This is a genomic window from Methylobacterium sp. TK31 (assembly GCF_055361545.1).
This window is the reverse complement of record NZ_CM143964.1, coordinates 527,469-552,565: the sequence shown is the minus strand read 5'-3', so window position 1 is coordinate 552,565 and position 25,097 is coordinate 527,469. Positions and strand designations below refer to the sequence as shown.

Below are 25,097 nucleotides of genomic sequence, written 5' to 3'. Positions count from 1 at the left end.
AAGATCTGACTTATAGAAATAGAACAATTACATAGTTCATGGCGCGTCTTGCGATCTATAAAATCTTGGTTTATTGCCGAAGATAACTGAATGAAGGGGGGAGCATGGTCGCAATCGATGTCACGTTCTTCGATCTTGCTTGTCAGGTCTCGGCCCGCAGCTTCCTCAACAGTTTGATGCGGGAATGGACCGGCTGGTCCCTGCTCGCCGCGACCGGACCCGAGGCTGCCGGGGCGGTCTGCATGGTGCGTATCCCGCTCCCGAGCCGGGCATCCGCGGTCGAGATCGCGGTCGTCCATCTCTCCTGCGTCGGCCAGCACGTCTTCCGACTGCCGTTCCGCGAGCATCGCGTCGGCACCCCGCCCCGCGTCATGGCCTTCTCGGACGTCGCCGCGGCGATCGCCGCCGAGCCGTCCATCGTCGGGGCGCCGGCGCCGGAGGCCGCGCCCACCTTCCTGCGCCGCCTGTTCCAGAGCCTGGCTCAGGTCGAGGATGTCCTCGCCCGCGGACCCGTGCGCTGCCCTTTTCCGGATCGCGATCCGACCTTCCTCGAAGCCGAGCAGGCCCTGCGCTTCGGCCATTCGGTCCATCCGACGCCGCGCAGCCGGGACGAGTTCACACCGGACGATTCCCGCGCCTTCGCACCCGAATACGCGCGCGGCTTCCCTCTCCGCTGGTGGTCGGCCGAACCGGAGGCGGTGGTCGGGGGCTCGTCGCGCGAGGCCGCAGCCGCGACCCTCAGCGCGGGCCTCGCCGCGGAGGATCCGAGCCTCGACCGGCAGATCCTCGCCGCTGCCGAGGGCCGGGTCCTCCTGCCGATGCATCCCTGGCAAGCATCGCGGCTCGCCCTCGATCCCGAGATCGACGCCCTGTTCCGCTCCGGGCGCCTGCGCGATCACGGCGCTGCCGGAACCGATTGGTACGCGACCACCTCCCTGCGGAGCCTCTACGCGCCGCATGCCCGCTTCATGCTCAAGCACTCGCTGAGCCTGCGGCTCACCAATTCGTTCCGCCTCATCAAGGGGGTCGAATGCGAGCGCGGCCTCGTGGTCGATGGGCTCCTGCAGGGGCCGCTGGGGGCGGAGATCGCCGCGCGCTGGCCCCGGTTCCGCATCCTCGGCGAACCGGCCTACCTTGCCCTGCGCCGGGCCGACGGGGCGTTGCTGCCGCAGACCATCGTGGCGCTGCGGGACAATCCCTATCGGGGCGCCGCGCAGAGCCCGGCGGCGGTGCTCGCCGCCCTGTGCGAGGTCTATCCCGATGGACGGGGCAGCGCGCTCGCCGAGACGATCCTGCGGATCGCCGAGGCGGCGGGGCGCCGGGCCGAACCGGTGGCCCTATGCTGGTTCGAGCGCTTCCTCGACGTGGCGGTGGAGCCGATCCTCGAGATGCAGTGCGACCTCGGGCTCCTGTTCGGGGCGCACCAGCAGAACCTCGTCCTCGGCCTCGCGGACGGCTGGCCGACGGACGCCGCCTTCCGCGACTGTCAGGGTACGGGCTACGTGCGCGAATTCCTGCCCGCCCTCCGCGCGGCCGGTCCGGGGCTCGACCTCGAGGCCGGTCACCTCTTCGGCGCGACCGAGGCCGCGCGGATCTTGGCCTATTATCTCGTGGTCAACAGCGTCTTCGCGGTGATCGCCGCGATCTCCGTCGCGAGGCTCGCCGACGAAGCCACGCTCACGGGCCGCCTTCGGCACCGCGTCGAAGCGCTCGCGCGCAAGGACCTCCGGGACAAGACCTGCCTGCGCGTCCTCCTCGACGGCCCGACCCTCTGGAGCAAGGGCAACTTCATGATCTGCTTTCGCAACATCAACGAGAACACCGACGTGACCGACCCCCTGGCGCACTATGTCGACCTGACGAACCCCCTGGCCCCCGCGGTCTCGGCCACACGCGCGGCGGGAGTCCGCCCATGACCCTGCGGGCCCGCATCGACGGCTTCGCCGGTACTCCCCTCGACGGCTGGACCGGAACGAGCCGGCATTGGCCCGTCGCCGGCGAGCCGCTCGCGATCGAGAGCCTGCCGCGCGACGCGCATATGGCTCGGCTCCGGGCGGCACGGGGCGCCGAGGCGGTGGCGGAGGCGGATCTTTGCACGCTTGCCGGTTCCGATGAGGCGATCCTGACGCTGGTCCGTCCGGAGGGACGGCATCCCGCCGACGCGGCGCACGTCGCCTGCCTGATCGAGGCGGCGTTCCAGCGCTGCCCGTCGGCGCGGCAGCTGCGCGTCGCCGGCCTCGGCGGCGCTCCAGCCCTGCTCGCCCTCGCGTCCGAGATCCGGTCGGAACCGGGGGCCGCGGCGCCCGACGCCGTGGTCGCGCGCGCACACTTCCACCAACTGCCCCTGCTCTGGCTGGCACCGGGGATACGGGCCGCCTATCCGCTGCTCCGATCGCAGATCGGACCGGAGGATCGGCTGCCACCGCTGCGGCCGCCGCAGCCGAACGGGGTGCTATACCGGCGCTGGCTGTCGCACCTCGGCACGACCCTGTCCTTCCGGACCATCGACCGGCGGCGCGACCTCGCTGTGTTCCACAACTGGATGAATCAGCCGCGTGTCGCCTATTACTGGGAACTGGCGCAGAGCGAGGCGGACCTCGACCGCTACCTCGCCGACCAGGAGGCCGATCCGCACCTGTTCGGGGTGATCGGCTGCTTCGACGATGTGCCGGTGGGCTATTTCGAGTTCTACTGGACCAAGGAGGACCGCCTCGGCCCTTATTACGAGGCGGAGGATTTCGACCGCGGCTGGCATGGCCTCATCGGCAACGCCGACCATCTCGGCCGTCCCAAGACCCTGGCCTGGTTCAAGGCCGTTACGCACTACCTGTTTCTCGACGAGCCGCGCACGCGGCGGATCCTGGGGGAGCCCCGGGCCTCGCATCGCAAGATGTTGAGCTACTGCGCGGATGCGGCCTACGAGAAGGTGAAGGAGTTCGACTTCCCTCATAAGCGGGCGGCCCTGGTCTGCTGCGAGCGCGAGCGCTTCTTCCGCGAGGTCCCCCTGTGAGCGCGGCCCCTGCCGCCGTGAGCGCGGGGCCGCTGCCGGGTGGGACGCCGGTGACCGCGCCCCTCTGGCTCGCGCTGAACCGGGCGCTCATCGCCAAGACGATCGCCGAACTCGCCTTCGAGGAAGCGCTCGCGCCGGAGCCGACGGACCGCGAGGACACGCAGTGGCTGCTGCGCCTCGACGACGGCATTGCCTACAGGTTCGCTGCCGAGCGCAGGATCTGGGGCAACCTCGCGATCGATCCCGCCAGCCTGTTCCGCGTCGTCGGCGATCTTGCGAGCCCGGCCGGCGACGCCGCGGGATTCCTGGTCGATGCCAGCCGGGTTCTGGGAATCGAGCCTCCAACCTTGTGCACCTACATCGCGGAGGTGCTGAGCACGCTGGCAGCCGATGCCCGCATCGCTGCGATCGGCAGGACGATGTCGGCGCCGGCCCTCCTGACTCTGAGCGACAGCATCCTGCAGGCCTATCTCGACGGCCATCCGAAGGCGCCGGCGAGCAAGGGCCGAATTGGCTGGGGGCTGTCCGACTTCGAAGCCTACGCGCCGGAATTTCAGCCCCACATCCGGCTCTACTGGATCGCGGCCGACCGCGCCGCCTGCCGCCTGAGCCTGGAGCCCGGTCTCGGCGAAGGCGACCTGCTCGCCGATGCCCTCGATGCCGACCAGCGGGCGCGCCTCGCGGAAACCTGCCGCGCCCGCGGCGTCGATCCGACGACGCACCTGCTGATGCCGGTCCACCCATGGCAGTGGCAGAACCGGATCGCGTTCCACTTCGCCGGCGAGGTCGCGGCCCGGCGTATCGTTCCCCTCGGTGCGTTCGGCCGGGCCTATCGCCCCCAGCAATCCCTGCGCACCCTCGCCAGCGTGGAGGCGGACGGCCGTCTCGACGTGAAGCTCGCGCTCACCATCCTCAACACCTCCGCCTGGCGCGGGGTGCCGGGCAAATACATGGCCACCGGCCCGGCCTTCTCGGGCTGGCTGGCGCGGAAGGCCGCCTCGGATCCCACGCTCGCCGGCACCGTGATCCTGCGCGAGCGGGCCGGCGCCTTCTATCCGCACCCGGTCTACGAGCGCATCGCCGACGCCCCGTACCAATACCGCGAAATGCTGGGCGTGATCTGGCGCGACAGCGTCGAGGGACACCTCAAGCCAGGCACCTCCGCGATGATGATGGGTGCGCTCCACAAAGCCGATGCCGAGGGCCGCCCCGTGATCGGCGCGCTGATCGACCGCTCGGGCCTGCCTGCCGAGGCGTGGTTGGAGCGTCTCTTCGATCACGTTGCCGTGCCGCTCTACCACTTCCTCTGCCGCTACGGCGTCGGCTTCATCGCCCACGGCCAGAACGTGACCCTGATCCTGCGGGACGGCGCGCCATGCGGGATGGCCGTGAAGGATTTTCAGGGGGATGCGGACCTCGTCGACCAGAATTTCCCAGAAGCGGACGACCTGCCCAAGGGGGTGCGGGAGACGCTCCTGCGCCGCCCGCCGGCCCACCTGCTCCAGCACCTACAGACCGGCCACTTCGCCAGCCTGCTGCGCTTCGTTTCCGATGCGCTCCTGGGGTGGAACGGGGTACCCGAGATCGTCTTCTACGGTGCTCTGGCCCGGTCCCTGCGCCGCTACCAGGCGCGCCGTCCCGACCTCGACCAGCGCTTCCGCCTGTTCGACCTGTTCGCGCCGACGGTGCCACGGATCTGCATCAACCGCGTCCGCCTCGCCATCGGTTATGGCGATTCCGGTTCGCGGCCGGTCCCGGGCCTCGGCACCGACCTGATCAATCCCCTGCATCGCGCGGAGACGGCGGCGTTAGCCCGTCCCCGTGCCGTTCTCCAGGCAGCCCATCACGTAGGATCCCGCGCATCATGACGGAACAGCCGCTCGATCTCGCTGGCATCGGCATCGGCCCGTTCAACCTGAGCCTGGCGGCTCAACTCGACGCGGTCGATGACCTCGACGCACAGTTCTTCGACCGAGCCCCCGCCTTTGACTGGCACCCGGGCATGATGCTTCCCGACGTCGCGCTGCAGACCTCCTTCCTGAAGGATCTCGTCACCGCGGTGAACCCGACGAGCCCCTGGAGCTTCCTCGCCTACCTCGTGGCGCAGAAGCGCTTCTACGAATTCCTCAATGCGGAGTTCGAGGCCGTGCCGCGCCAGGAATTCGCGCAGTACCTCGCCTGGGTCGCCGCCCGCCTGGATTCCCTGCATTTCGGGACCACGATCGAGGCGGTCCGCTTCGAGGATCGCAGCTTCCGGCTCGAGGGCGCCCGCACGGACATCCACGCCCGGAACCTCGCCCTCGGCATCGGCCTGCAGCCCAACCTGCCCTTCTTCGCGCAGAAGCTCGACGCGCGCGACCACATCCACAGCGCCCAGGCGGCCCCGATCCTCGAGCGCACCGCCGGCCGGCGGGTAGCGGTGATCGGCGGGGGCCAGAGCGGGGCCGAGATCGTGCTCGCCCTGCTGAATCGCGGCACGGATGCCCCGGCTTCCATCGACTGGATCAGCCGGCGCCCGAATTTCCAGCCGATCGACGCGACACCCTTCACCAACGAGCTGTTCACGCCCGGCTACGTGGAGCGCTTCCACGAACTGCCGGACCCGCGCCGACGGTCCACGGTGGCGCGCCAGAAGCTCGCGGGCGACGGCATCTCGGCCTCGACCCTGCAGGCGATCTACCGTCGCCTCTACGTCCTGCGCCACCTCGCCGGCCAACCGATCGCGACCCGCCTGATGCCGCATCGCGAGGTGCTCGACGTCGAGCGCGCTAGCGGCGGTTACCGTCTCCTCATGCGCAACGGCTTCGACGGGCGCATCGAGGTGAGCCATGCCGAACTCGTCGTTCTGGCCACCGGCTATCGTTATGCCCTGCCTTCCTGCCTCGATCCGATCCGGGCGCGCCTCGTCCTGGACGCGGAGGGCCGCCCGGAGATCGGCGCCGACTTCTCGGTCGCCTGGGACGGACCGGCCGCCCACCGGATCTTCGTCCTGAATGCGGGTCTCCTCAGCCACGGGATCGCGGAGCCGCAGCTCAGTCTCATGGCTTGGCGCAGCGGCGTGATCGTCAACGCCCTAGCGGGCCGCATCGTCTATGAGACCGAGCCGTCATCCTCGCCTCTCACCTGGTCGACCCTTCCGCGCGAAGGCGGCATCCAGGCACGGAAAGGCTGCCGCTGACGGGAGCCAACGGACCCGTTCCCTCCCGGGGCGTCGGGAGCGTTTTCCCGTACTCCGGACCGGGGTCGTCGATGGGCGTTGTGGCCCGGCCTGGCTCGCGGCCCGGCGGCATCGACCCGCTCACCAAGGAGCAACGGCCCGGTGTCGCCCCGTCGCCACGCCACGGATCATTCCGTTCCTGCCAGGACCTCCGAAGTCGGACGAAGCGTGTCGCCCCAAGACGGATGGTGCTAGACCGGGCTTGGTCCTGTCGTCCGGGCGACCCGCCCTCCGCGCGCGGCCGGGAGCCACATCGTGCCGGAAATCGCTGGCGGTCCAGGCCTCTCCACCTTCGCGGATGCCGGGACGACCCGGCCGCAGAGGCGATTCGCGATCGCCGTGGCGGCCGCGTTCGGGTTGCTCACGCTCGCGCTGTTGCCGATCGTGACCGAGCCCATCGGGGCGATGCCGGGCTTCGTGCCGAGCTATCAGGCCGCGCTGATCACGGTCTATGCCGTCACCACCTACCTGTTCTTCGCGCAATACCGGCGCACCCGCTCGGTGCCGCTCCTGGTGCTGGCCGCGGGCAGCCTCTTCACCGCGCAGATCGTCACGGTCCAGCTCCTGAGCTTTCCCGGGGTGTTCGGTCCCGGGCGTCTCGTCGGCTCCGGTCCGGGCACCACCACCTGGCTCTGGACCCTGTGGCACGTCGGCCCGCCGCTCTTCGCCCTGCCCTACGCGATCATGGAAGGCGACCGGCGCCCGCGCCTCGTGCCGCGCTCCCGCGTCGGGACGACGGGCCTCCTCACCGCGCTGGCGGTGACCCTCGCCGTCGCCGCGCTGACCTGGATCGTCACGGACTACGTCGACTACCTGCCGCGCAGCGTCGAGGGCGACAATTACTGGCTGCTCACCACGTCGGGCATCGGCCCGACCGTGGTGCTCCTGACGGTGGCGGCCCTCGCCACCCTGTGCTGGCGCACGCGTCTGCGCAGCGTGCTGCAGCTCTGGCTCGCCGTCTCGCTGCTGCTCCTCGTCTTCGACAACCTGATCACCCTGCCGGGAGCCGCCCGCGGCACCGTCGGCTGGTTCGCCGGGCGGCTGGAGGCGCTGGCGGCCGGCATCGTCGTCCTGGCCGTCTACCTGCGCCAGGTCGACGGCCTCTACGCCGCCGCCGAGGCGGCCGCACTCCGGAGCGAGCACCAGCGGGCGGAACTGAAGATCGCCCGCGACAAGGTCGCGGTGGCCCTCGATGCGGCCGACATGGGCAACTGGACCCTCGACCTGACGACCGGCGAAGCGGTGCGCAACCTGCGCCACGACCGGATCTTCGGCTATGACAGCCTGCTGCCCCGCTGGGGCCTCGCCGACTTCCTCGCCCATGTCGTCGCGGAGGACCGGCCCGGCGCGGAGGGCGCGGTCGCCCGGGCGCAGATCGAGGACGTTCTGCGCTTCGAGTGCCGCATCGTGCGCTCGGGCGACGGCGCCGAGCGCTGGATCGACGTTCGCGGCCGGCTCTACCGAGACGCGGACGGTGCGCCCGCCCTCATGGCCGGCGTGGTGATCGACACCACAGACCGGCGCGAGGCCGAGCAGCGCCTGAGCCAGGCGCAGAAGATGGAGGCGATCGGCCAGCTCACCGGCGGCGTCGCCCACGACTTCAACAACCTCCTCACGGTCATCGTCGGCAATCTCGACATGATCGTGCGCCGGCCGGACAACGCTCAGCGGGTGGAACGGCTGGCGACCTCGGCGATGACGGCGGCCCGGCGCGGGGCCGAAGTCACCGAGAAGCTGCTCTCGTTCTCGCGTCGGCAAGTATTACGGCCGGAGACGGTGAATCCCAATCACCTGCTCAAGAATTTCCAGGGCCTGCTGCAACGGGCGGTCGGCGAGACCGTCGGCGTCGTCCTCGACCTCGACGCGGCCCTCGATCCCGTCCGCCTCGACCCCGGCCAGTTCGAGAGCGCCATCCTCAACCTCGCGGTCAATGCCCGCGACGCCATGCCGGGCGGCGGCACCCTGACGATCCGGACCGAGAACCTCGCCCTGACTCCGGAACGTCGCGCGGCCTGGCCCGACCTGACGCCCGGCGACTACGTGCGCGTCTCCGTCAGCGATACCGGCCTCGGCATGGATGCGGCCACCGCCGCCCGGGCGTTCGAGCCGTTCTTCACCACCAAGGACGTCGGCAAGGGCACCGGCCTCGGCCTGAGCCAGGTCTACGGCTTCGCCCGCCAGGGCGGCGGACAGGTCCGGGTCGCGAGCGGGCCGGGCCAGGGCACCACGATCACGATCGACCTGCCGCGCTCGGCCGAACCGCTGGTTCAGGCCTCGCGGGCGGACGCGCTCCTGCCCCTGCGCCGGGCCGCCGAGGGCGAGGTCGTCCTGGTGGTCGAGGACGAGGCGGCGGTCCTGGAGATGGCGGTCGAGAGCCTGTCGGAACTCGGCTACCGGACTCTCACCGCTACCCATGCGGCCGAGGCGCTGGAGCGCCTGAAGGGGCCCGAGCGCATCGACATCCTGTTCTCCGACGTGGTCATGCCCGGGGGCATGAACGGCGTCGAGCTCGCGACCCACGCGCGTGCCCTGCGCGCCGGTCTGCGGGTGCTCCTCGCGTCGGGCTATACCGGATCGGCCCTCGGCGAGCAGGGCGTGCCCGTCGACCTGCCGCTCTTGAGCAAGCCCTATCGGCGCGAGGATCTCGCCGACAAGCTGCGGGTCGTCATGGGCGGGCGCTGAGGGGCGCGCATCAGGGCTTCGGCAGCATCCGGTCGCTGATGATCCGGCGCTGGATCTCGCTCGTCCCCTCGAAGATCGTGGTCAGCCGCGCATCGCGCCAGTAGCGCTCGACCCGCCGCTCGGTGGTGTAGCCGTTGCCGCCATGGAGCTGCATCGCCTGGTTGGTGACCCGCACCGCCATCTCGGTGGCCACCAGCTTGACCATGGCCGACTCGCTCTCGGCCGGCTCGCCGGCATCGAGTAGGTGCGCCACCTGGTTCCAGAAGGCGCGGGCCTGGGCGACGTCGGCGGCCATGTCGGCGAGGGCGAAGCGCAGGGCCTGGAAGTCGCCGATCGGATGGCCGAACTGCTCGCGCTCCTGCAGGTAGGCCTGGCAATCCTCGAGGGCCGCCCGGGCGACCCCGACCGCCCGCGCCGCTGTGTGGACCCGGGCGATGTTGAGGCCGCGCTGGACCGAGGCGAAGCCGCCGGAATCCGCGTCCGCCCCCTGGTCGCCGTAGAGGCCGGTGAGGCGGTCGCTCTCCGGAACCCGCACGCCGTCGAGGTCGAGCTCGAAGGTCAGGAAGCCGTGATAGCCGATCTTATCGATCACCCGGCCGGTCATCCCGGGCGGGAAGGTGCCGGGCTGCTTGACCACGAGGAAGGGTTCGAGCCCGGCCGAGCGGGGCTCGCCCGGCTCCGGGTCGCGGGTGCGGGCCAGGACCTCGACGAAGTCGGCGGCCTTGGCGAAGCCCGCCCAGCGCTTGGTCCCGGTCAGCACCCAGGTGTCGCCCTCGCGCACCGCCCGGGTCTGGACGCCGGCGAGATCCGAGCCGGCGGTCGGCTCCGAGAGGGCGATGCCGCCGATCCACTGTCCCTTCGCCGACTTCTCCAGGAGGATTTTCCGGCGCTCCGGATCGAGGGTCTGGGTGCCGAGGCCCTGGCCCCGCGCCAGGATGCTGCCCACCGAGAGCCAGGCTCGGGCGAGTTCCTCGGAGACGAGGCAATATTCGAACACACCGAGGCCGAGGCCGCCCTGCTCGGCCGGGATGGTGATGCCGAACCAGCCCTTGGCGGCCATCTGGTCGATGAGGCTGCGCGGCATCTCGGCCTTCTGCGGGTCGAGCTCGTCCGCCAGGGGCATCACCACGTCCCGGGCGAAGGCGCGCGCCTCGGCCTGCAGCCGCGCCCGTGCATCGGTGCGCCAGGGGCTCAGGAGTTCCGGCGGGACGGATTGCCTGCGCTCGCGCTTCGCCATGACGTCCCCCCTGTCGTCGACCCGGCCCGATCGGACGGAGCCGCGTCTGCGGAAAGCTAGAGCGGACGCGCAGGAAGTCGACCGGAACGGGACATCGACCGGAATCTGCCGGTTCTGGCGATGGAGCGCGATGCTGGATTTCTCGCGAGCGCGTCGGCAACGTGGCGCTTCAGGTCGCGTTGCGCAGCCCGTTCGATCCGCGTAACCAACCGCGATATGATGCGCAGGGCGGGGACAATCAGGACGGGAGCGGGTGGTTTGGGATTGGGCATGCAGGGGTTGGACACGGGCTCGACGCCCGCCGAAGCGCTGACCGTCTGCGATCGGGAGCCGATCCATCGCCTCGGTACGCTCCAGCCGCACGGCTTCCTCCTCGGCCTCCGGGATTCGGACGGGCGGATCGTCCAGGCCAGCGCCAATGTCCCCGGGGGCGCCGAGGCCTGCCTCGGCCGGCGCTGCGACGCGGTGTTCCCGGAACTCGACGGCCTCCTGCCGGAGGGGCTGACGGAAACCGGCCGGGACGGGGCGCAGTACCTGCGCACCGTGACGCTGGCGACGCCGGAGGGGGCGCGCACCTACGACCTCGCGGTCCACCGTTCGGGCGCGCTCACCATCCTGGAATTCGAGGCGGTGGCGAGCGTCTTCGCCTCAGACCACAGCCTGGACGCGCTCTATCCGCGGCTCAGCCGCTTCGTCGAGGGCCTTAACGACGCCGCCTCCGTCGCCGAGCTCTGCCACCTCGTGGCCGTCGACATCCGCCACATCACCGGCTTCGACCGCGCCCTGGTCTACCGCTTCGACCGGGACTGGCACGGCACCGTCATCGCCGAGGACGGCAACGGCGCCCTGCCCTCCTATCTCGACCTGCGGTTTCCGGCGACCGACATCCCGGTCCAGGCCCGTGAGCTCTACCGGCGCAACCGCCTGCGCATCATCCCCGATGCCGGATACCGGCCGGTGCCGATCCTGCGCGAGGACGGCGAGGACGCTGAGCCCCTCGATCTCAGCCAGTCGATCCTCCGCAGCGTCTCGCCGGTGCATGTCGAGTACATGCGCAACATGGGCACGATGGCGTCGATGTCGGTGTCGATCCTGGTCGACGGCGCCCTCTGGGGACTGATCTCCTGCCACAATGCCGAGGCCCGGCGGGTGCCACTGCAGGCCCGCAACGCCTGCGACTTCCTCACCCGGATCTTCGCGCTTCAGCTCGCCGCCAAGGAGCGGGGTGCCGAGGCGGAACAGCGCCTGCGCCTCGGCGCAATCCAGGCTCGGCTCCTCGGCTTCATGGCGGAAGAGGAGAACTTCCTCGACGGCTTGCTGAACCATCCCGACGACGTCCTGGCCCTGGCCGGGGCCTCCGGCGCGGCGGTGATCACCTCCGACAGCTGCCGGCTCCTCGGCGCGACGCCGCGGGAAGCCGAGGTGCGGGGGATCTACCAGTGGCTCTCCAGCGGTCCTGGCGGCGCCGACCTCGTCGCCACCGATGCACTGAGCGAGGCCTATCCCCCCGCCCGCGCCTTCGCCGAACGGGCGAGCGGTCTCCTGGCGATCTCGATCTCGCAAAAATATGCCAGCTACGTGCTCTGGTTCCGGCCCGAGGTGGTGCGTACGGTGAAGTGGGGCGGCGATCCGACCAAGGCGGCGGTCCCCGATCCGGCCGGCGGCCCGGAGCGGCTGCATCCGCGGCAATCCTTCGCGATCTGGAAGGAGACGCTGCAGAACCGCGCCCTGCCCTGGTCGCGGGCGGAAACCGAGTCGGTGAAGGATCTGCGCGCTTCCGTGCTCGGCATCGTGCTCCGGCGCGCCGAGGAACTCGCCTCCCTGAGCGAGGAGCTGCAGCGTTCGAACAAGGAGCTCGAGGCGTTCTCCTACTCGGTCAGCCACGACCTCCGGGCGCCCTTCCGGCACATCGTCGGGTATTCCGAACTGCTGCGCTCACGCGAAGGCGACCGCCTCTCCGACAAGGGCCGGCACTACATCAACACGATCATCGAGGCGGCCTTCTCGGCGGGCACCCTCGTGGACAACCTGCTGCGCTTCTCGCAGATGGGCCGCAATGCCCTGAACCCCGTGGCGGGCGACCTCAACGCCATGGTCGAGGAGGTCCGCCGCTCGGTCCTGCGCGAGGTCCCGCCCGAGCGGGCGATCCGCTGGACGATCGGGGCCCTCGGCCGGGTGAAGGCCGACCCGATGATGCTGCGGCTGGTGATCGAGAACCTGCTCTCGAACGCCGTCAAGTATACCCGCGACCGGGCGGAGGCGGTCATCGAGATCGGCCGCCTGGACGGGCACGGGGCCGGCCGGGCTCAGGACGGCGAGGGCGCCGAGCAGGCCGTGTTCTTCGTGCGCGACAACGGCGTCGGCTTCGACATGGCCTACGTGGACAAGCTGTTCGGGGTGTTCCAGCGCCTGCACCGCGTCGAGGAGTTCGAGGGCACCGGCATCGGTCTCGCGAACGTCCGGCGCATCGTCGAGCGCCACGGCGGCCGCACCTGGGCCGAGGGCACGGTCGGCGCCGGGGCGACCTTCTACTTCACGCTGCCGACCCCGACGGCGGTCCCGAACCCGAATGCCGCGACCCGGGCCCGGTCGCCGCGGACTCCGAGGGAAGCGCGCTGACCCCATGCCGGACCTGAAGCCGATCCTCCTCGTCGAGGACAATCCGAACGACATCGAGCTCACTCTCGCCGCCCTGGAGAAGAGCCAGCTCGCCAACGAGATCGTAATCTGCCGCGACGGCGCCGAGGCCCTCGACTTTCTCTACCGGCGCGGCGGCTTCGCGATGCGGGACGCCCGCGATCCCGCGGTCGTGCTCCTCGACCTCAAGCTGCCCAAGGTCGACGGCCTCGAAGTGCTGGCCAAGGTGAAGGGCGACGTCCGCACCCGCTCGATCCCCGTGGTGATGCTGACCTCGTCCCGCGAGGAGACCGACCTCGTGCGCTCCTACGACCTCGGCGTGAACGCTTTCGTGGTCAAGCCCGTTGGGTTCACGGAATTCTTCGAGGCGATCCAGGATCTCGGCGTGTTCTGGGCGGTGCTGAACGAGCCACCGCCGCACCGGGGAGGAGGTTGGCCATCGAACACGTGACGCAGCCCGCATCCGATCGGGGGATGCAGGACGGATTCGGTCCGGGCCCCCTGAGGATCCTCCTCCTCGAAGACAGCGACCTCGACACGGAACTCCTCGGCGCGGTGCTCGACGATCTCGGGCACCCCTACGCGATCGACCGTGTGATGACCGAGCCGGACTTCACCGCCGCGGCCGCGTCCGTCACGCATCACCTGATCCTCGCCGATTACGTGTTGCCGACCTTCGACGGCCTCAGCGCCCTGGCGATCGCCCGCGCCCATTGCCCGGGCATCCCCTTCGTCTTCGTCTCGGGCACCCTCGGTGAGGACGTCGCGGTCGAGGCCCTGAAGCGGGGGGCGACCGACTATGTCACCAAGCAGCGGCTGGACCGCCTGCCCCGAACCATCATGCGGGCGCTCGCCGAGGCCCGCGCCCATGCCGAGCGCGAGCGCGCGCTCCAGGATCTGCGCGACCTCAACGCGACCCTCGAGGCGCGTGTCGAAACGCGCACGCGCGATCTCGCGGCCGCCAACGCCGAGCTCCACCGCCAGATCGCCGAGCGCGAGCGCGTGGAGGAGGCCCTGCGCCAGGCCCAGCGCCTGGAGGCCGTGGGCCAGCTTACCAGCGGCGTCGCCCATGATTTCAACAACCTGCTCACGGTGATCTCCGGTAATATCGAGTTCCTGGAGCGGGCGGTCTCGGACGAGCGCTCGAAGCGCCGTCTCCAGATGATGCGTGGAGCCGCCGACCGCGGCGCCCGCCTGACGGCACAGCTCCTCGCCTTCTCGAGGCGCCAGCGCCTGGAACCCACCCCGGTGGAGCTCAACCAGACCGTCGCCTCCATGCGCGACCTGCTCCAGAGCTCGATTGGCGGCGCGGTGCGCATCGAGATGACGCTGCAGCCCGACCTGTGGTCGGCCCTCGTCGACGCCACGCAGATCGAACTCGTGATCCTGAACCTCGCGATCAATGCCCGCGATGCCATGGCGGTGGGTGGCTGCCTCACGATCGAGACCGCCAATGTGGGCCTGACACAGGCGCCCGCCCGGCCCGAGGAGCCGGCACCGGGCGAGTACGTGATGTTGGCGGTCAGCGACACCGGCACCGGCATCGCGCCAGAGGTGCTGGCCCGGGTGTTCGAGCCGTTCTTCACCACCAAGCCCGTCGACAAAGGGTCCGGCCTCGGGCTCGCCCAGGTCTACGGCTTCGTGAAACAGTCCGGTGGCGGCGTCCGCATCGACACGAAGGTCGGCGAGGGCACCTCGGTGCGGATCTACCTGCCGCGCGCGGAGGCCACTTCCCTGCCCCAGGAAGCCTCACGCACCGGGATCGACTGCGCCGAGCAGCGTCGTACGGGCGATCGCCCGGTGGTGCTCGTGGTGGACGACGACAGCGCCGTGCGCGAAATCACCACGACGATCCTGTCCGAGACCGGCTATCGCATCCGCGAGGCGAGCTCCGGACTCGCCGCCCTCTCGTCCCTGGAAAGCGATGCCTGCGTCGACCTGATCGTGCTCGACTTCGCGATGCCGGGCATGAACGGCGCCGAGGTCGCCTGCGAGATCCGAAGGCGCTGGCCGCACCTGCCGGTGATGTTCGTCACCGGCTACGCCGACACCGCCGCGCTGATGCAGGCGGGCGAGGTCGGGGCCGATCATATCGTCCAGAAACCCTTCCAGGGCGGCGAGCTGGAGCGCAAGGCGGCGGCGATCCTGGCCAGTGCCCCTGCCGTACAGGGCGGCCTGCGCCTCGTGGTCGGCCAGCGAAATTCGGCCTGATCGTCGGAATACGGGACGCGCTCAGGCCGCGGCCGCGAGCACTGAGCGGGCATCGACCCACGGCATCGGGCCGTAGCGTTCGTTGTCGAGCGGCTCCAGCCTGCCGCGTCCGCTGGCCATGTCGCGCAGGTACTGCATGCCCTGCCAGGCCGGAAACACGGCATCGCTCGCGGGCGTGATCTTGCGGACGATCCGGATCAGCAATCCGAGCCGGCCGAGCCCACCCGCGCGCCACAGGCCGTAGGGCCGTCCCGTCAGCTCCGTCATGATGGTCGCGAGCGCTCGCGGCGTCACGGTATCTCCGGCGATGCGAAGAAGGCGCGGTGCGTCCGGGTCGAGGGCCGCCGCCGCGGTGTAGCGCGCGACATCGTCCTTGGCGGTGAAATCCAGGGGCTGGTCCGCATCGCCCCAATAGAGGATGCGCCGGGGCTTTCGCAGGACGATGGGCGCCTGGCCGGCGAGCAGGTCGGCGAAGGCGCCGTTGAGGATCGAGGTCGCCCGGATCGGCGTCCGGTCGACCCGGGCCATGAAACGGCGTCTCAGGTCCAGGTTGCGGTTTTCGCCCGGATGGGTGCGGGTGAAGTCGAGAGAAAAATCCGAGGGGATGAAGCGGGGCACCCCGGCCGCGACCGCCGCGTCGAGCATCCGTCCCTGGGCGTCGAGGATGACCGGTTCCAGGCCGTTCAGGGCCGAGACCACGCAGGCGGCGCCGTCACAGGCGGCGGCGAGGGAAGCCGGGTCGGCGTAATCGACGCTGATCGCCGTGACGCCGGGTGGTGCGTTCCGGTGGTCGGAGTCCGCCCGCACGAGGGCCCGGACCTCCGCACCGCGCGCGACGAGTGCCTTCGCCACGCGGCCGCCGAGATCACCCCCGATGCCGGCGAGGACGATCGTCTGCGTGGACGGATGGGGTGACGTCATGGGCGGTCGTGCTGCTCCGCGCGCCGTTTCCTGGCAGGGACTACCTGGAATGCCGCTGAGCCCTCAAGGTAGCGTCGGCGCCCGGATGTCCAGGTCTCGAGCCCAAGATCGGAGGCGTCTTCAGAAGCCGACCGTGAGGATCACGAGGGCGGCGAGGATGGCGCCGACCGCCGGTCCCGCGACCGGGATCAGGGCATAGCCCCAGTCCGAATTGCCCTTTCCGGCGATGGGCAGAACCGCGTGGGCGAGGCGGGGCCCGAGGTCGCGGGCCGGATTGATCGCGTAGCCCGTGGTCCCGCCGAGCGACAGGCCGATGCCCCAGACCACCATTCCGACGAGATAGGGCGCGAGTCCGGTGGGAATGGTGCCGGCCGCTCCTACGGTCCGCGACAGCAACGCGCTGATGATCAGGATCAGCAGGAACGTGCCGATGATCTCGCTCAGCCAGTTCGCGCCCGAATGCCGGATCGCCGGATCGGTGCAGAAGCAGGCCCGCTTCGCCCCCTGGTCCTCCGTGACCGCCCAGTGCGGCAGGTAGTGGAGCCAGACCACGGTCGCTCCCAGAAAGGCGCCGATCATCTGCGCCGGCACGTAGACGAAGAGCTTGGCCATGCTGCCGGAGGTGATCGCCGCTGCGATCGTCACCGCCGGGTTGATATGCGCATCCGGGCTGCCCGTGGCGGTCGCGACGAAGATCCCGCCCAACACGGCGAAGGCCCAGCCGGCGGTGATCGCGATCCAGCCCGCCCCCTTCGCCTTCGAGCCGTGCAGGAGGGCCCCGGCCACGACGCCGTTGCCGAGTATGATCAGCACCATCGTGCCGAGAAGCTCGCCCAGGAACGGCGACGTCATGGCATGTCCTCCCCCGTCTTCTCGCGTTTTCGGATCGATCGACGTCCGTGTGTGCGTCAGTCGTCCTGCATGTCCCAGTCGAAGGAGCGCTTCACCGCCCGGCCCCAGGCGGCGGTGATGCGCCGGCGCTGGGTCGCGTCCATGTTCGGCTCCCAGCGCCGGTCGATGCCCCAGTTGCCCCGAAGGTCGTCCGTGCTCTTCCAGTAGCCGGTCGCGAAGCCAGCGGCGTAGGCGGCCCCGAGGGCGGTGGTCTCGGTCACCTTCGGGCGCACGACCGGCACGTCGAGGATATCGGCCTGGAACTGCATCAGGGTGACGTTGGCGACCATGCCGCCGTCCGAGCGCAATTCGCGCACGGGAATTCCGGAATCCTTCTCCATCGCCTCCAGCACCTCGTGGGTCTGGAACGCGGTGGCCTCCAGGCAGGCCCGGGCGATGTGGCCCCGGTTGGCGTAGCGGGTCAGGCCGATGATCAGGCCGCGGGCCCCCTCGTTCCAGTGCGGCGCGTAGAGCCCCGAGAAGGCGGGTACGAAGTAGACGCCGCCATTGTCCTCGACGGTGGTGGCGAGGCGCTCCACCTCGGCGCTGTCCTGGATCATGTGCAGGTTGTCGCGCAGCCACTGGACCAGGGCGCCCGTGATGGCGATCGAACCTTCGAGGGCGTAGACGGCCGGCTTGCCGTCGAGCTTGTAGCCGAGCGTCGTCACCAGGCCGCAGGTCGAGGGCACGGGGGTCTCGCCGGTGTTCATCAGCGCGAAGCAGCCGGTGCCGTAGGTGTTCTTCGCCTCGCCGGGCTGGAAGCAGGTCTGGCCGAACAGGGCCGCCTGCTGGTCTCCCAGGATGCCGGCGATGGGAACGCCGGCGAAGGGCGTGCGGGTCTCGCCGTAGACCTGGGAGGACGAGACGATCTGGGGCAGCATGGCGCGCGGGATGCCGAACGTGGCGAGCATGCCGTCGTCCCAGGCCAGGGTCTCGAGGGACATCAGCTGCGTACGGCTGGCATTGGTGACGTCTGAGACGTGGAGGCCGCCGTCCGGACCGCCGGTCAGGTTCCAGACCAGCCAGGTGTCGATGTTGCCGAACAGCACGTCCCCGGCTTCCGCCTTCTCCCGCGCGCCCTCGACGTGGTCGAGGAGCCAGCGCAGCTTCAGGCCGGAGAAGTAGCTTGCGAGCGGAAGTCCGGTCAGCGCACGGAAGCGATCGCGTCCGCCGTCCCGGGCGAACTCGGTGACGAGGCGGTCGTTGCGGGTGTCCTGCCAGACCAGGGCGTTGTGGAGCGGTGTGCCGGTGCGACGGTCCCAGATCAGCGTCGTTTCGCGCTGGTTGGTGATCCCGATCGAGAGCAGGTCCTTCGGCGTCAGTCCGGCCCCATCAAGGGCCTCCTGCATGACGGCCTGGGTGTTGCGCCAGATCTCCGCCGGGTCATGCTCGACATGGCCTGGCCGCGGGTAGATCTGGGCATGCTCCCGCTGCTTGCAGGAGATGATCCGCCCTTCCCGGTCGAAGACGATGAAGCGGCTGCTGGTGGTGCCCTGGTCGATAGCGCCGACATAGTGGGTCATGTCTGTCTTCCTCCCTTGGAAGGTTCGAAGCCGTCCGGGCCGGTCTTCGCGCCGGCTCCGGCCTGTCTCAAAATCTCTCGCTCTCGGTCTCGTCGAACTCAGGCGGCCTCGGCCCTGCGGGCGACATAGGCCGCCAGGCGCGCGGCGCTCTCGGGGCCCGTGCGCAGGCCGAGCTTCGAGCGGCGCCACAGAATATCCTCGGCGGTGCGAACCCATTCGGCCCGGACCAGGTAGTCGACCTCGGCCGTCGTCAGGCCGCCGTCGAAGGCTTCGCCGAGATCCGCGAGGCTGCGTGCCCCCGCGACGATGGTCCGCGCCTCCGTGCCGTAGGCCCGGGCGAGGCGCCGGGCGGTCTCCGCCGGCAGGAAGGGAGCCTCCCGGGAGAATCGCGCCAGGAAGGTCTCGAAATCCGCATCCGGCATGGCGCCGCCGGGCAGCACCGCATCGCCGGTCCAGGCTTTTTTCAGACCGGGAAAGTGCGGCGCGATTTTCTCGATCGCGTGTTCGGCGAGGCGCCGGTAGGTCGTGATCTTGCCGCCGAAGACCGACAGCGCCGGAGCCTGGCCGCCGGCGTCGTCGAGATCGAGTACGTAGTCGCGGGTCACCGCCGAGGCGTTGGCGGCCGCGTCGTCGTAGAGCGGGCGCACGCCGGAATAGCTCCAGACCACGTCCTTCGGCCCGATCGAGCGTGCGAAGGAGCGGTTGATGCAATCGCAGAGGTAGCGCGTCTCTTCCTCGGAGATCGCCACCGGGCCGGGCTCGTTCTCGTAGGGCACGTCGGTGGTGCCGATCAGGGTGAAGTCGTGCTCGTACGGGATCGCGAAGATGATGCGCTTGTCCGGCTGCTGCAGGATATAGGCCTGGTCGCCCTCGTAGAGCTTCCGCACGACGATGTGGCTGCCCTTGATCAGGCGTACCGCCGTCCGGCTGTTGACGCCGAGCGTCGTCCCCAGGGTCTCGCTCACCCAGGGGCCGGCCGCGTTCACGACGGCCTTCGCCCGCACGGTCTCGCTCCGACCCGTGGCGCCGTCGCGGAGGGTCGCCGTCCAGGTTCCGTCGGTGCGGCGCGCGGTTTCGACGCCGGTGCGGGTGCGGATCTCGGCGCCGCGCGCCTGGGCGTCCATCGCGTTAAGCACGACGAGGCGGCTGTCCTCGACCCAGCAATCCGAGTAGACGAAGCCCTTGCTGAGCCGATCCTGCAGCGGTGCGCCGACGGGAGATGTTCGCAAACGAACCATCTCCGAGCCTGGCAGCGTGCGCAGGCGCGCCAGATGGTCGTACAGGAACAGACCGATCCGAAGCATCCAGGCCGGCCGCAGGCCCTCGTCGTGCGGCAGCACGAACCGAAGGGGCCAGATGATGTGAGGGGCCAGCCGCAGCAGGCGCTCCCGCTCGGCCAGCGCCTCGCGCACCAGGCGGAACTCGTAATATTCGAGGTAGCGCAGGCCGCCGTGGATCAGCTTCGTGCTGGACGACGAGGTGAATTCCGCCAGGTCGCCGCGCTCGCAGAGCAGGACCGACAGGCCGCGTCCGGCCGCGTCGCGCGCGATGCCAGTGCCGTTGATGCCGCCGCCGATGACGAGCAGATCGTAGGGGGCGTCCGCCGCCCGCAGGTTCGATACTGTCGTCATGGTTCACCTCCCGCTCCGGTCAGCTCCCGGTTCGGCAGGATACTGCCTCACAGCACGATTTTCGCAAGCGAAAATTTGACGTTCGTTATGGATCGTCCTGATCTGTCATCGCCAACGTCACGCCGTGGCGTTCCATCAGGGCGACGATCTCGGGCGGCGGCAGCCGGTCGGTGAAGAAGGTGTCGATCTGTTCGAGCCGGCCGACCTCGACCATCGGCCGGCGGGTGAACTTGGTGTGGTCGGCCACCAGGAAGGTCTGGCGTGCGTGCTGCAGGATGGTCTGGGTCGCCCGTACCTCCTCGTAGTCGTAGTCGAGGAGGGCGCCGTCGGCATCGATCCCGCTGATTCCGATGACCGCGACATCGACCCGGAACTGGCTGAGCGTGTCGCACGTGAGCTGCCCCAGGACAGCACCGTCGCGGTTGCGCATGGTGCCCCCCGCCACGACGATGCGGAAGGCGGTGGTCGCCGCCAGACCGATGGCGACGTTGAGGTTGTTGGTGATGATGCTCAGGTCGTCGTGGTGCACGAGTTCGCGCGCCACCGCCTCCGTGGTCGTGCCGATGTTGAGGAAGACCGAGCAATGCGACGGGATGCGGCTCGCGGCGAGCCGTCCGATCCGGGTCTTCTCGGAGAGGAGTGTGGCCCGGCGGTCGGCATAGTCGATGTTCTCGACGCTGGAAGGAAGGCCGCCGCCGCCGCGGTAGCGCTCCAGGCGGCCCTCGGCGCTGAGTTCGTTGAGGTCGCGCCGGATCGTCTGGACGGTGACGCCGAACTGGCCGGCCAGCGCCTCGATCGTCACGAAGCCGCGCTGGCGCACCGCCGCGACGATGGCGGCACGGCGCGTCTCGACCGCGGAGGCTTCAGCGCGCTCCGTGACCTTTCGTTCGAAGACGACTCGTTCGGGCAGACGCGTCATGCCAACTCCTGCCGAAACGCTGGCCGAGCGCTGCCCTGCATCGCCCAGATCGGGTTCGAACCTATAACGGTGTTTTCGAAAACGAAATGCCGCGTCCCTCGCCAGCGACACCTAATCCCCACGGGTCGCGCGCCTTTCCGGACGGATGCGGTCCGCGCGGTCCTGCCTACGGTTCGAGGAGCCACGCCCTGAGCGCGTCGGAGACCGCTTGCGGCTGCTCGATCGGCGTCATGTGGCCGGACCCCGGCACGATCACGAGGCGCGCATTCGGAGCGAGCGCGGCCATCTCGCGGTGAATATCCGGCGGGGTCACGGCATCGCTCGCGCCACACAGGACGAGGAGCGGGCAGGTCAGGCTCCGCAGGGTCCCGGTTCCGTCCTTGCGCTGGATGTTGTTCTGGCGAAGGAACACCTCGGGGCCGAGCCGCTCGGTCATGCCCCGGATCCGGCCCACGATCCCCGCGTCGGCCAGATGCGCCGGGTCGAGATAGGTGGCCAGCAGCCGATCGCCGAAGCCGTGGAAGCGGCCCGGAATGCGGGCGGCCTTGTCGAGGGCCTGGCGCGCTGCGGCCCGGTCCGGCGCATCGGCCCGGATCGACGTATCGAGGAGCGCGAGCCGCGCGACGCGCTCGGGCGCGCGCCGGACGATCTCCTGCGCCACGTATCCGCCCAGCGAAAACGCCGCCAGGGCGAAGGTCGCCGGTGCGTCGGCCAGAACGGCGTCCGCCAGGTCTTCGAGGGTCTCGCCGCGCGTCAGGTCGGCCACGGTGCAGGCCGCGATGTCGGCCAGGGCCGCGACCTGATCGCGAAACAGGTCCGCATCGTTGAGGAGGCCGGGCAGGAGCACGAGCGATATCATGGGGGAGCCTCGCGACGTTGCCCATTGGCCCTGGGGCCAGGCCGCGCAGCACGTCTGCGCGGCGCGACGCCTTGAGCGGGACGGTGATCCAGGCTCATAGAACGGGTCCCCGTCCGAAACCATCGAGGTCCGAGCCATGATCGGCGACAGCGCGTGACGCCTTCGGCCGTGCAGCCTGCCACCGGGCCGCGGGCGCCGACCCTCGCCGGCAATGCCGCGCTCGGGTTCACCCAGATCGTCCTGTGGGGCGGTTCGTTCTTCCTGATGGCGGTGCTGGCCGATCCGATCGTCCAGTCGACCGGCTGGCCGCAGGGCGTGGTGGTGGGAGCCCTGTCGCTGGCGATCCTGGTCTCGGGGCTGTGCTCGCCCTGGGTCGGGCGCAGGATCCGGAGTCATGGCGGCCGCTCCGTTCTGATCGCGGGCTCCCTGATCATCGCCCTGGGCCAGGTGGTGATGGCCTGGTCGCCAAGCCTTCCAGTCTTCCTGCTCGCCTGGGTGATCATCGGCCTGGGCATGGGCGGTGCCCTCTACGATCCGCTCTTCGCCGCCATCGGGCAGGCCTACGGTGCCTCGGCGCGGGGGGCGATGACCCAGATCGCGATCGCCTCCGGCTTCGCCATCACCCTGTGCTGGCCGGCATCGAGCTTTCTCGTGGGTCTCGTCGGCTGGCGCGGGACCTGCCTCGTCTACGCCGCCCTCGCGGTCCTCGTCGTGGTTCCGCTCTTCGCCTTCGCCCTGCCGGCCGGATGCCGGTCCCCGCCGCCGCCGCCGCCGGGGTCGGGGGCTGCGCCCCTGAACGGCCCGCCCAGTCGGGGCCCGCTGCCGGGCGAGCGCATCCTCGCCGTCACCTTCACCATTGCGGCCGTGCTGATGACCGCGGTCTCCGTGCAACTCCTGCTGCTGCTGCAGGCGAAGGGCGTGGCGGCGAGCACGGCGGTCGCTCTCAGCGCCCTGATCGGTCCGTCGCAGGTGGGCGCCCGCATTATCGAGTTGCTGTTCGGCCGCAAGGCGCATCCTGCCTGGGCGCTCCTCGCCTCGAGCGGAAGCGTCGGCCTGGGTCTGCTGCTGCTCGCGGCCGCTCCGAGCTTCGCCTGGCTGGCGATCGTGCTCTACGGGGCCGGGAACGGGATGCGCACCGTGGTACGCGGAACCCTGCCCCTCGCCCTCTACGGCCAGCACGACTACGCCGCCGCGATGGGCCGCCTCGCCCGCCTGCCCCTGCTCGGCCAAGCGGCAACCCCGCTGGTCTGCGGCTATGTGGGAGCCTTGTTCGGGCTCGATCAGCTGCTCGCGGTGATGCTGGTCATCGCGGCGCTGAACATCGCCCTCTCGATCACCGTCGCCCGCCGGGCGCTCCGGATCTCCGCCGCCTGAACGCCTACTCCGCGCCAAGGGTTTTCCGGGACAAAGGCTGTGGCGACCCCGGTTGGGCTCGAACCAACGACCTGCCGCTTAGAAGGCGGCTGCTCTATCCAGCTGAGCTACGGAGTCGGGGGTGCCGTCGCCCGTAAAAGGCATGGGTCCCGTCCGGGGTCAAGCCTCCCGGCTCCGGTCGACCGACCACCTTGGTCGGACGATCTCGACGACCGCAGCGTCTCCCGCCGATGCCGGATCGGTTCAGCCCGTGCGGGTCCGGGGCGGTGCACCGGCGCGTCCGACGGGATCGACCTCCGGAAGCCGCAGGCGCTTGAACGAATCACCCGGGCCGTGTCGGATACGGCGGCCCGCATGCGTCTTCTCGGCGCGACGTATCCAACGGCCCGAGACCTGACGCGGACGACGTGCAGCGGGCCAGACCGGGAGGGATCGGAATGAGCAGTACCCACCAACCCGAGGCCCCCGCCCCCGTGAAGGGCGGTCTGGTGCCCTACCTGACGGTGGCGGGCGCCATGAAGGCTGCGGATTTCTACGTCCGGGCCTTCGGGGCCGAGATCGCCACCGCGATGCCGGCCGACGACCAGGGACGGACGATGCACGTGCATCTCCACGTCAACGGCGCCTTCCTGATGCTGTCGGACGCCTTTCCCGAGCACGGCCATTCCCTTCAGCCCCCACAGGCCTTCACCCTGATGCTGATGGTCGACGACATCGACGCTCGCTATGGCCGGGCCGTCGAGGCGGGCGCCACCGCCGTGATGCCGCCGGCGGACATGTTCTGGGGCGACCGCTACGGCCAGCTGCGTGATCCCTTCGGGGTGCTCTGGGCGATGAACCAGCCGAAGCGCTGACGCCCCTCGCCGTTTGCCCGCACCAGCCGACCCGGACCGTCGCCATGACCGAGAGCACCGGACGCGAGCTCGTCCTCACACGTCTGATCCCGGCGACACCCGCCGCGCTCTACCGATGCTGGACCGAACCCGATCTGATCAAGCGCTGGTTCGCGCCCGAACCCTTCGTGGTCGCGGAAGCGGAGACCGACTTGAAGGTCGGCGGCGCTTCCCGCATCGTCATGCAGGCGCCGGACGGATCCGAATTCTCCAGCGCCGGCGTTTATCTCGAGTTGGTCGAGAACGCCCGGATCGTTTTCACGGACGCTTATGTCCGGGCCTGGGAGCCCTCCGCCAAACCGTTCTTCACCGGCATCATCACCTTCACGCCGGAGGGCGCCGCCACCCGGTACACCGCCCGGGCGCGGCACTGGTCGGCGGAGGACTGCGCTGCGCACGAGGCCATGGGCTTCCACGACGGCTGGGGTCGATGTGCCGACCAACTCGGCGAACTGGCCGCGCGCCTTTGATGCCGAAACTGCCGCGGGCGCCCCACGCGGCTTGCCCGAAAGAATTCGATCCATGTCGAAGGTCAGCACCTGCCTCTGGTTCGATCGCGGCGCGGAGGAGGCCGTCCGCCTCTACGTCTCCCTGATACCGGGTTCCCGCATCGATCATGTCCAGCGCGCACCGGGGCCATGGCCGGGCGGGCGGCCGGACGACGTGATCCTGATCGGCTTCACCCTGGGTGACCAGAGCTTCCAGGCGTTGAACGGCGGTGTCGCGGCGGATTACGGAACAGCCGCCTCGATCTCGGTCGCCTGCGCCGACCAGTCGGAGGTGGACCGTCTCTGGGCCGGCCTCGTCGAGGGCGGCGGATCGGAAATCATGTGCGGCTGGCTGCGCGACCGCTGGGGCGTGCCCTGGCAAATCGTTCCCAAGATCCTGCCGCAGCTCCTGGCGGACCCCGATCCTGCCGTCGCCGGCCGCGTTTTTTCCGCCATGCAGACCATGGTCAAGCTCGACATCGCGGCCCTGATGCGAGCCGCCAGGATGTCGGGAGACGCGGCGCTCTCATCCGACGTGCCGCAAAAATGACGGAATCATCACAGGCCGTGGAACCACTCTCCCATGCTTACGCTTGTATTGCAA

Annotated in this window: 19 protein-coding genes and 1 tRNA gene; 12 read left to right on the top strand and 8 right to left on the bottom strand. The window is 69.9% G+C overall.

Annotation, left to right across the window (positions count from 1 at the left end; all coding sequences use genetic code 11):
* Nucleotides 1-104: 104 nt before the first annotated feature.
* The 5 genes from ACXJY8_RS02500 to ACXJY8_RS02480 all read left to right on the top strand — a co-directional run bounded on the left by ACXJY8_RS02500 (nt 105) and on the right by ACXJY8_RS02480 (nt 8,909).
* Entirely contained in the window at nt 105-1,916 is a 1,812-nt protein-coding gene (locus ACXJY8_RS02500; protein WP_463775935.1) for an IucA/IucC family protein, read from the top strand.
* Nucleotides 1,913-3,010 carry a GNAT family N-acetyltransferase gene (locus ACXJY8_RS02495; RefSeq protein WP_463775934.1) on the top strand — a complete coding sequence of 366 codons (1,098 nt, stop codon included), beginning with the start codon at nt 1,913-1,915 and terminating at the stop codon, nt 3,008-3,010. The genes ACXJY8_RS02500 and ACXJY8_RS02495 overlap by 4 nt, the downstream gene beginning before the upstream one ends.
* Nucleotides 3,007-4,878: an IucA/IucC family protein gene (locus tag ACXJY8_RS02490; RefSeq protein WP_463775933.1), complete on the top strand. Its 1,872-nt coding sequence runs from the start codon at nt 3,007-3,009 to the stop codon at nt 4,876-4,878. The genes ACXJY8_RS02495 and ACXJY8_RS02490 overlap by 4 nt, the downstream gene beginning before the upstream one ends.
* Nucleotides 4,875-6,188, top strand: coding sequence for a lysine N(6)-hydroxylase/L-ornithine N(5)-oxygenase family protein (locus ACXJY8_RS02485; protein WP_463775932.1), 1,314 nt, complete (start codon nt 4,875-4,877; stop codon nt 6,186-6,188). The genes ACXJY8_RS02490 and ACXJY8_RS02485 overlap by 4 nt, the downstream gene beginning before the upstream one ends.
* 294 nt (nt 6,189-6,482) lie before the next feature.
* Complete coding sequence (locus tag ACXJY8_RS02480; RefSeq protein ID WP_463775931.1) at nt 6,483-8,909, top strand: MASE4 domain-containing protein; 2,427 nt, start codon at nt 6,483-6,485, stop codon at nt 8,907-8,909.
* Between the two features lie 10 nt (nt 8,910-8,919).
* Here ACXJY8_RS02480 and ACXJY8_RS02475 read toward each other — a convergent pair whose 3' ends face one another.
* Nucleotides 8,920-10,146, bottom strand: coding sequence for an acyl-CoA dehydrogenase family protein (locus tag ACXJY8_RS02475; protein WP_463775930.1), 1,227 nt, complete (start codon nt 10,144-10,146; stop codon nt 8,920-8,922).
* Between the two features lie 270 nt (nt 10,147-10,416).
* Here ACXJY8_RS02475 and ACXJY8_RS02470 point away from each other — a divergent pair, with 270 nt between their 5' ends.
* Genes ACXJY8_RS02470 through ACXJY8_RS02460 form a run of 3 tightly spaced genes read left to right on the top strand, consistent with a single transcriptional unit; the run spans nt 10,417 to nt 14,994 of the window.
* A complete protein-coding gene (locus tag ACXJY8_RS02470; protein WP_463775929.1) occupies nt 10,417-12,765 on the top strand; it encodes an ATP-binding protein in 2,349 nt (782 codons plus the stop codon).
* 4 nt (nt 12,766-12,769) lie between these two features.
* A complete protein-coding gene (locus ACXJY8_RS02465; RefSeq protein WP_463775928.1) occupies nt 12,770-13,234 on the top strand; it encodes a response regulator in 465 nt (154 codons plus the stop codon).
* 23 nt (nt 13,235-13,257) lie between these two features.
* A complete protein-coding gene (locus tag ACXJY8_RS02460; protein WP_463775927.1) occupies nt 13,258-14,994 on the top strand; it encodes a response regulator in 1,737 nt (578 codons plus the stop codon).
* A 21-nt stretch (nt 14,995-15,015) separates the two neighbouring features.
* Here ACXJY8_RS02460 and ACXJY8_RS02455 read toward each other — a convergent pair whose 3' ends face one another.
* From ACXJY8_RS02455 to ACXJY8_RS02430, 6 genes are all read right to left on the bottom strand, one after another.
* Entirely contained in the window at nt 15,016-15,915 is a 900-nt protein-coding gene (locus tag ACXJY8_RS02455) for an NmrA family NAD(P)-binding protein (protein WP_463775926.1), read from the bottom strand.
* Nucleotides 15,916-16,035: 120 nt separating this feature from the next.
* Nucleotides 16,036-16,767: an MIP/aquaporin family protein gene (locus ACXJY8_RS02450; protein ID WP_463775925.1), complete on the bottom strand. Its 732-nt coding sequence runs from the start codon at nt 16,765-16,767 to the stop codon at nt 16,036-16,038.
* Nucleotides 16,768-16,823: 56 nt separating this feature from the next.
* Entirely contained in the window at nt 16,824-18,329 is a 1,506-nt protein-coding gene (glpK, locus tag ACXJY8_RS02445; RefSeq protein ID WP_463775924.1) for a glycerol kinase GlpK, read from the bottom strand.
* Between the two features lie 98 nt (nt 18,330-18,427).
* Nucleotides 18,428-19,960, bottom strand: coding sequence for a glycerol-3-phosphate dehydrogenase (gene glpD, locus ACXJY8_RS02440; RefSeq protein WP_463775923.1), 1,533 nt, complete (start codon nt 19,958-19,960; stop codon nt 18,428-18,430).
* 85 nt (nt 19,961-20,045) lie between these two features.
* Nucleotides 20,046-20,879: a DeoR/GlpR family DNA-binding transcription regulator gene (locus tag ACXJY8_RS02435; RefSeq protein ID WP_463775922.1), complete on the bottom strand. Its 834-nt coding sequence runs from the start codon at nt 20,877-20,879 to the stop codon at nt 20,046-20,048.
* Nucleotides 20,880-21,045: 166 nt separating this feature from the next.
* Nucleotides 21,046-21,738, bottom strand: a complete 693-nt coding sequence (locus tag ACXJY8_RS02430; RefSeq protein WP_463775921.1) for an alpha/beta fold hydrolase — start codon at nt 21,736-21,738, stop codon at nt 21,046-21,048.
* Between the two features lie 153 nt (nt 21,739-21,891).
* Between ACXJY8_RS02430 and ACXJY8_RS02425 the strand changes: the two genes are divergently transcribed.
* Nucleotides 21,892-23,112 carry an MFS transporter gene (locus tag ACXJY8_RS02425; protein ID WP_463775920.1) on the top strand — a complete coding sequence of 407 codons (1,221 nt, stop codon included), beginning with the start codon at nt 21,892-21,894 and terminating at the stop codon, nt 23,110-23,112.
* Between the two features lie 40 nt (nt 23,113-23,152).
* Here ACXJY8_RS02425 and ACXJY8_RS02420 read toward each other — a convergent pair.
* Nucleotides 23,153-23,229 (bottom strand) — tRNA-Arg (locus tag ACXJY8_RS02420).
* Between the two features lie 320 nt (nt 23,230-23,549).
* Between ACXJY8_RS02420 and ACXJY8_RS02415 the strand changes: the two genes are divergently transcribed.
* Genes ACXJY8_RS02415 through ACXJY8_RS02405 form a run of 3 tightly spaced genes read left to right on the top strand, consistent with a single transcriptional unit; the run spans nt 23,550 to nt 25,043 of the window.
* Nucleotides 23,550-23,966, top strand: a complete 417-nt coding sequence (locus ACXJY8_RS02415) for a VOC family protein (RefSeq protein WP_463775919.1) — start codon at nt 23,550-23,552, stop codon at nt 23,964-23,966.
* Between the two features lie 44 nt (nt 23,967-24,010).
* Complete coding sequence (locus tag ACXJY8_RS02410) at nt 24,011-24,475, top strand: SRPBCC family protein (protein WP_463775918.1); 465 nt, start codon at nt 24,011-24,013, stop codon at nt 24,473-24,475.
* Nucleotides 24,476-24,527: 52 nt separating this feature from the next.
* Nucleotides 24,528-25,043, top strand: a complete 516-nt coding sequence (locus ACXJY8_RS02405) for a VOC family protein (RefSeq protein ID WP_463780306.1) — start codon at nt 24,528-24,530, stop codon at nt 25,041-25,043.
* Nucleotides 25,044-25,097: the final 54 nt, after the last annotated feature.

What these genes read in the sequence shown, in the direction of transcription:
- ACXJY8_RS02405 (WP_463780306.1), top strand. Translation starts at nt 24,528, where the DNA reads ATGTCGAAGGTCAGCACCTGCCTCTGGTTCGATCGCGGCGCGGAGGAG.
- ACXJY8_RS02470 (WP_463775929.1), top strand. Translation starts at nt 10,417, where the DNA reads ATGCAGGGGTTGGACACGGGCTCGACGCCCGCCGAAGCGCTGACCGTC.
- ACXJY8_RS02415 (WP_463775919.1), top strand. Translation starts at nt 23,550, where the DNA reads ATGAGCAGTACCCACCAACCCGAGGCCCCCGCCCCCGTGAAGGGCGGT.
- ACXJY8_RS02455 (WP_463775926.1), bottom strand. Translation starts at nt 15,915, where the DNA reads ATGACGTCACCCCATCCGTCCACGCAGACGATCGTCCTCGCCGGCATC.
- glpD (WP_463775923.1), bottom strand. Translation starts at nt 19,960, where the DNA reads ATGACGACAGTATCGAACCTGCGGGCGGCGGACGCCCCCTACGATCTG.
- ACXJY8_RS02450 (WP_463775925.1), bottom strand. Translation starts at nt 16,767, where the DNA reads ATGACGTCGCCGTTCCTGGGCGAGCTTCTCGGCACGATGGTGCTGATC.
- ACXJY8_RS02495 (WP_463775934.1), top strand. Translation starts at nt 1,913, where the DNA reads ATGACCCTGCGGGCCCGCATCGACGGCTTCGCCGGTACTCCCCTCGAC.
- ACXJY8_RS02410 (WP_463775918.1), top strand. Translation starts at nt 24,011, where the DNA reads ATGACCGAGAGCACCGGACGCGAGCTCGTCCTCACACGTCTGATCCCG.
- ACXJY8_RS02435 (WP_463775922.1), bottom strand. Translation starts at nt 20,879, where the DNA reads ATGACGCGTCTGCCCGAACGAGTCGTCTTCGAACGAAAGGTCACGGAG.
- ACXJY8_RS02485 (WP_463775932.1), top strand. Translation starts at nt 4,875, where the DNA reads ATGACGGAACAGCCGCTCGATCTCGCTGGCATCGGCATCGGCCCGTTC.
- ACXJY8_RS02500 (WP_463775935.1), top strand. Translation starts at nt 105, where the DNA reads ATGGTCGCAATCGATGTCACGTTCTTCGATCTTGCTTGTCAGGTCTCG.
- ACXJY8_RS02460 (WP_463775927.1), top strand. Translation starts at nt 13,258, where the DNA reads ATGCAGGACGGATTCGGTCCGGGCCCCCTGAGGATCCTCCTCCTCGAA.
- ACXJY8_RS02465 (WP_463775928.1), top strand. Translation starts at nt 12,770, where the DNA reads ATGCCGGACCTGAAGCCGATCCTCCTCGTCGAGGACAATCCGAACGAC.
- ACXJY8_RS02430 (WP_463775921.1), bottom strand. Translation starts at nt 21,738, where the DNA reads ATGATATCGCTCGTGCTCCTGCCCGGCCTCCTCAACGATGCGGACCTG.
- ACXJY8_RS02475 (WP_463775930.1), bottom strand. Translation starts at nt 10,146, where the DNA reads ATGGCGAAGCGCGAGCGCAGGCAATCCGTCCCGCCGGAACTCCTGAGC.
- glpK (WP_463775924.1), bottom strand. Translation starts at nt 18,329, where the DNA reads ATGACCCACTATGTCGGCGCTATCGACCAGGGCACCACCAGCAGCCGC.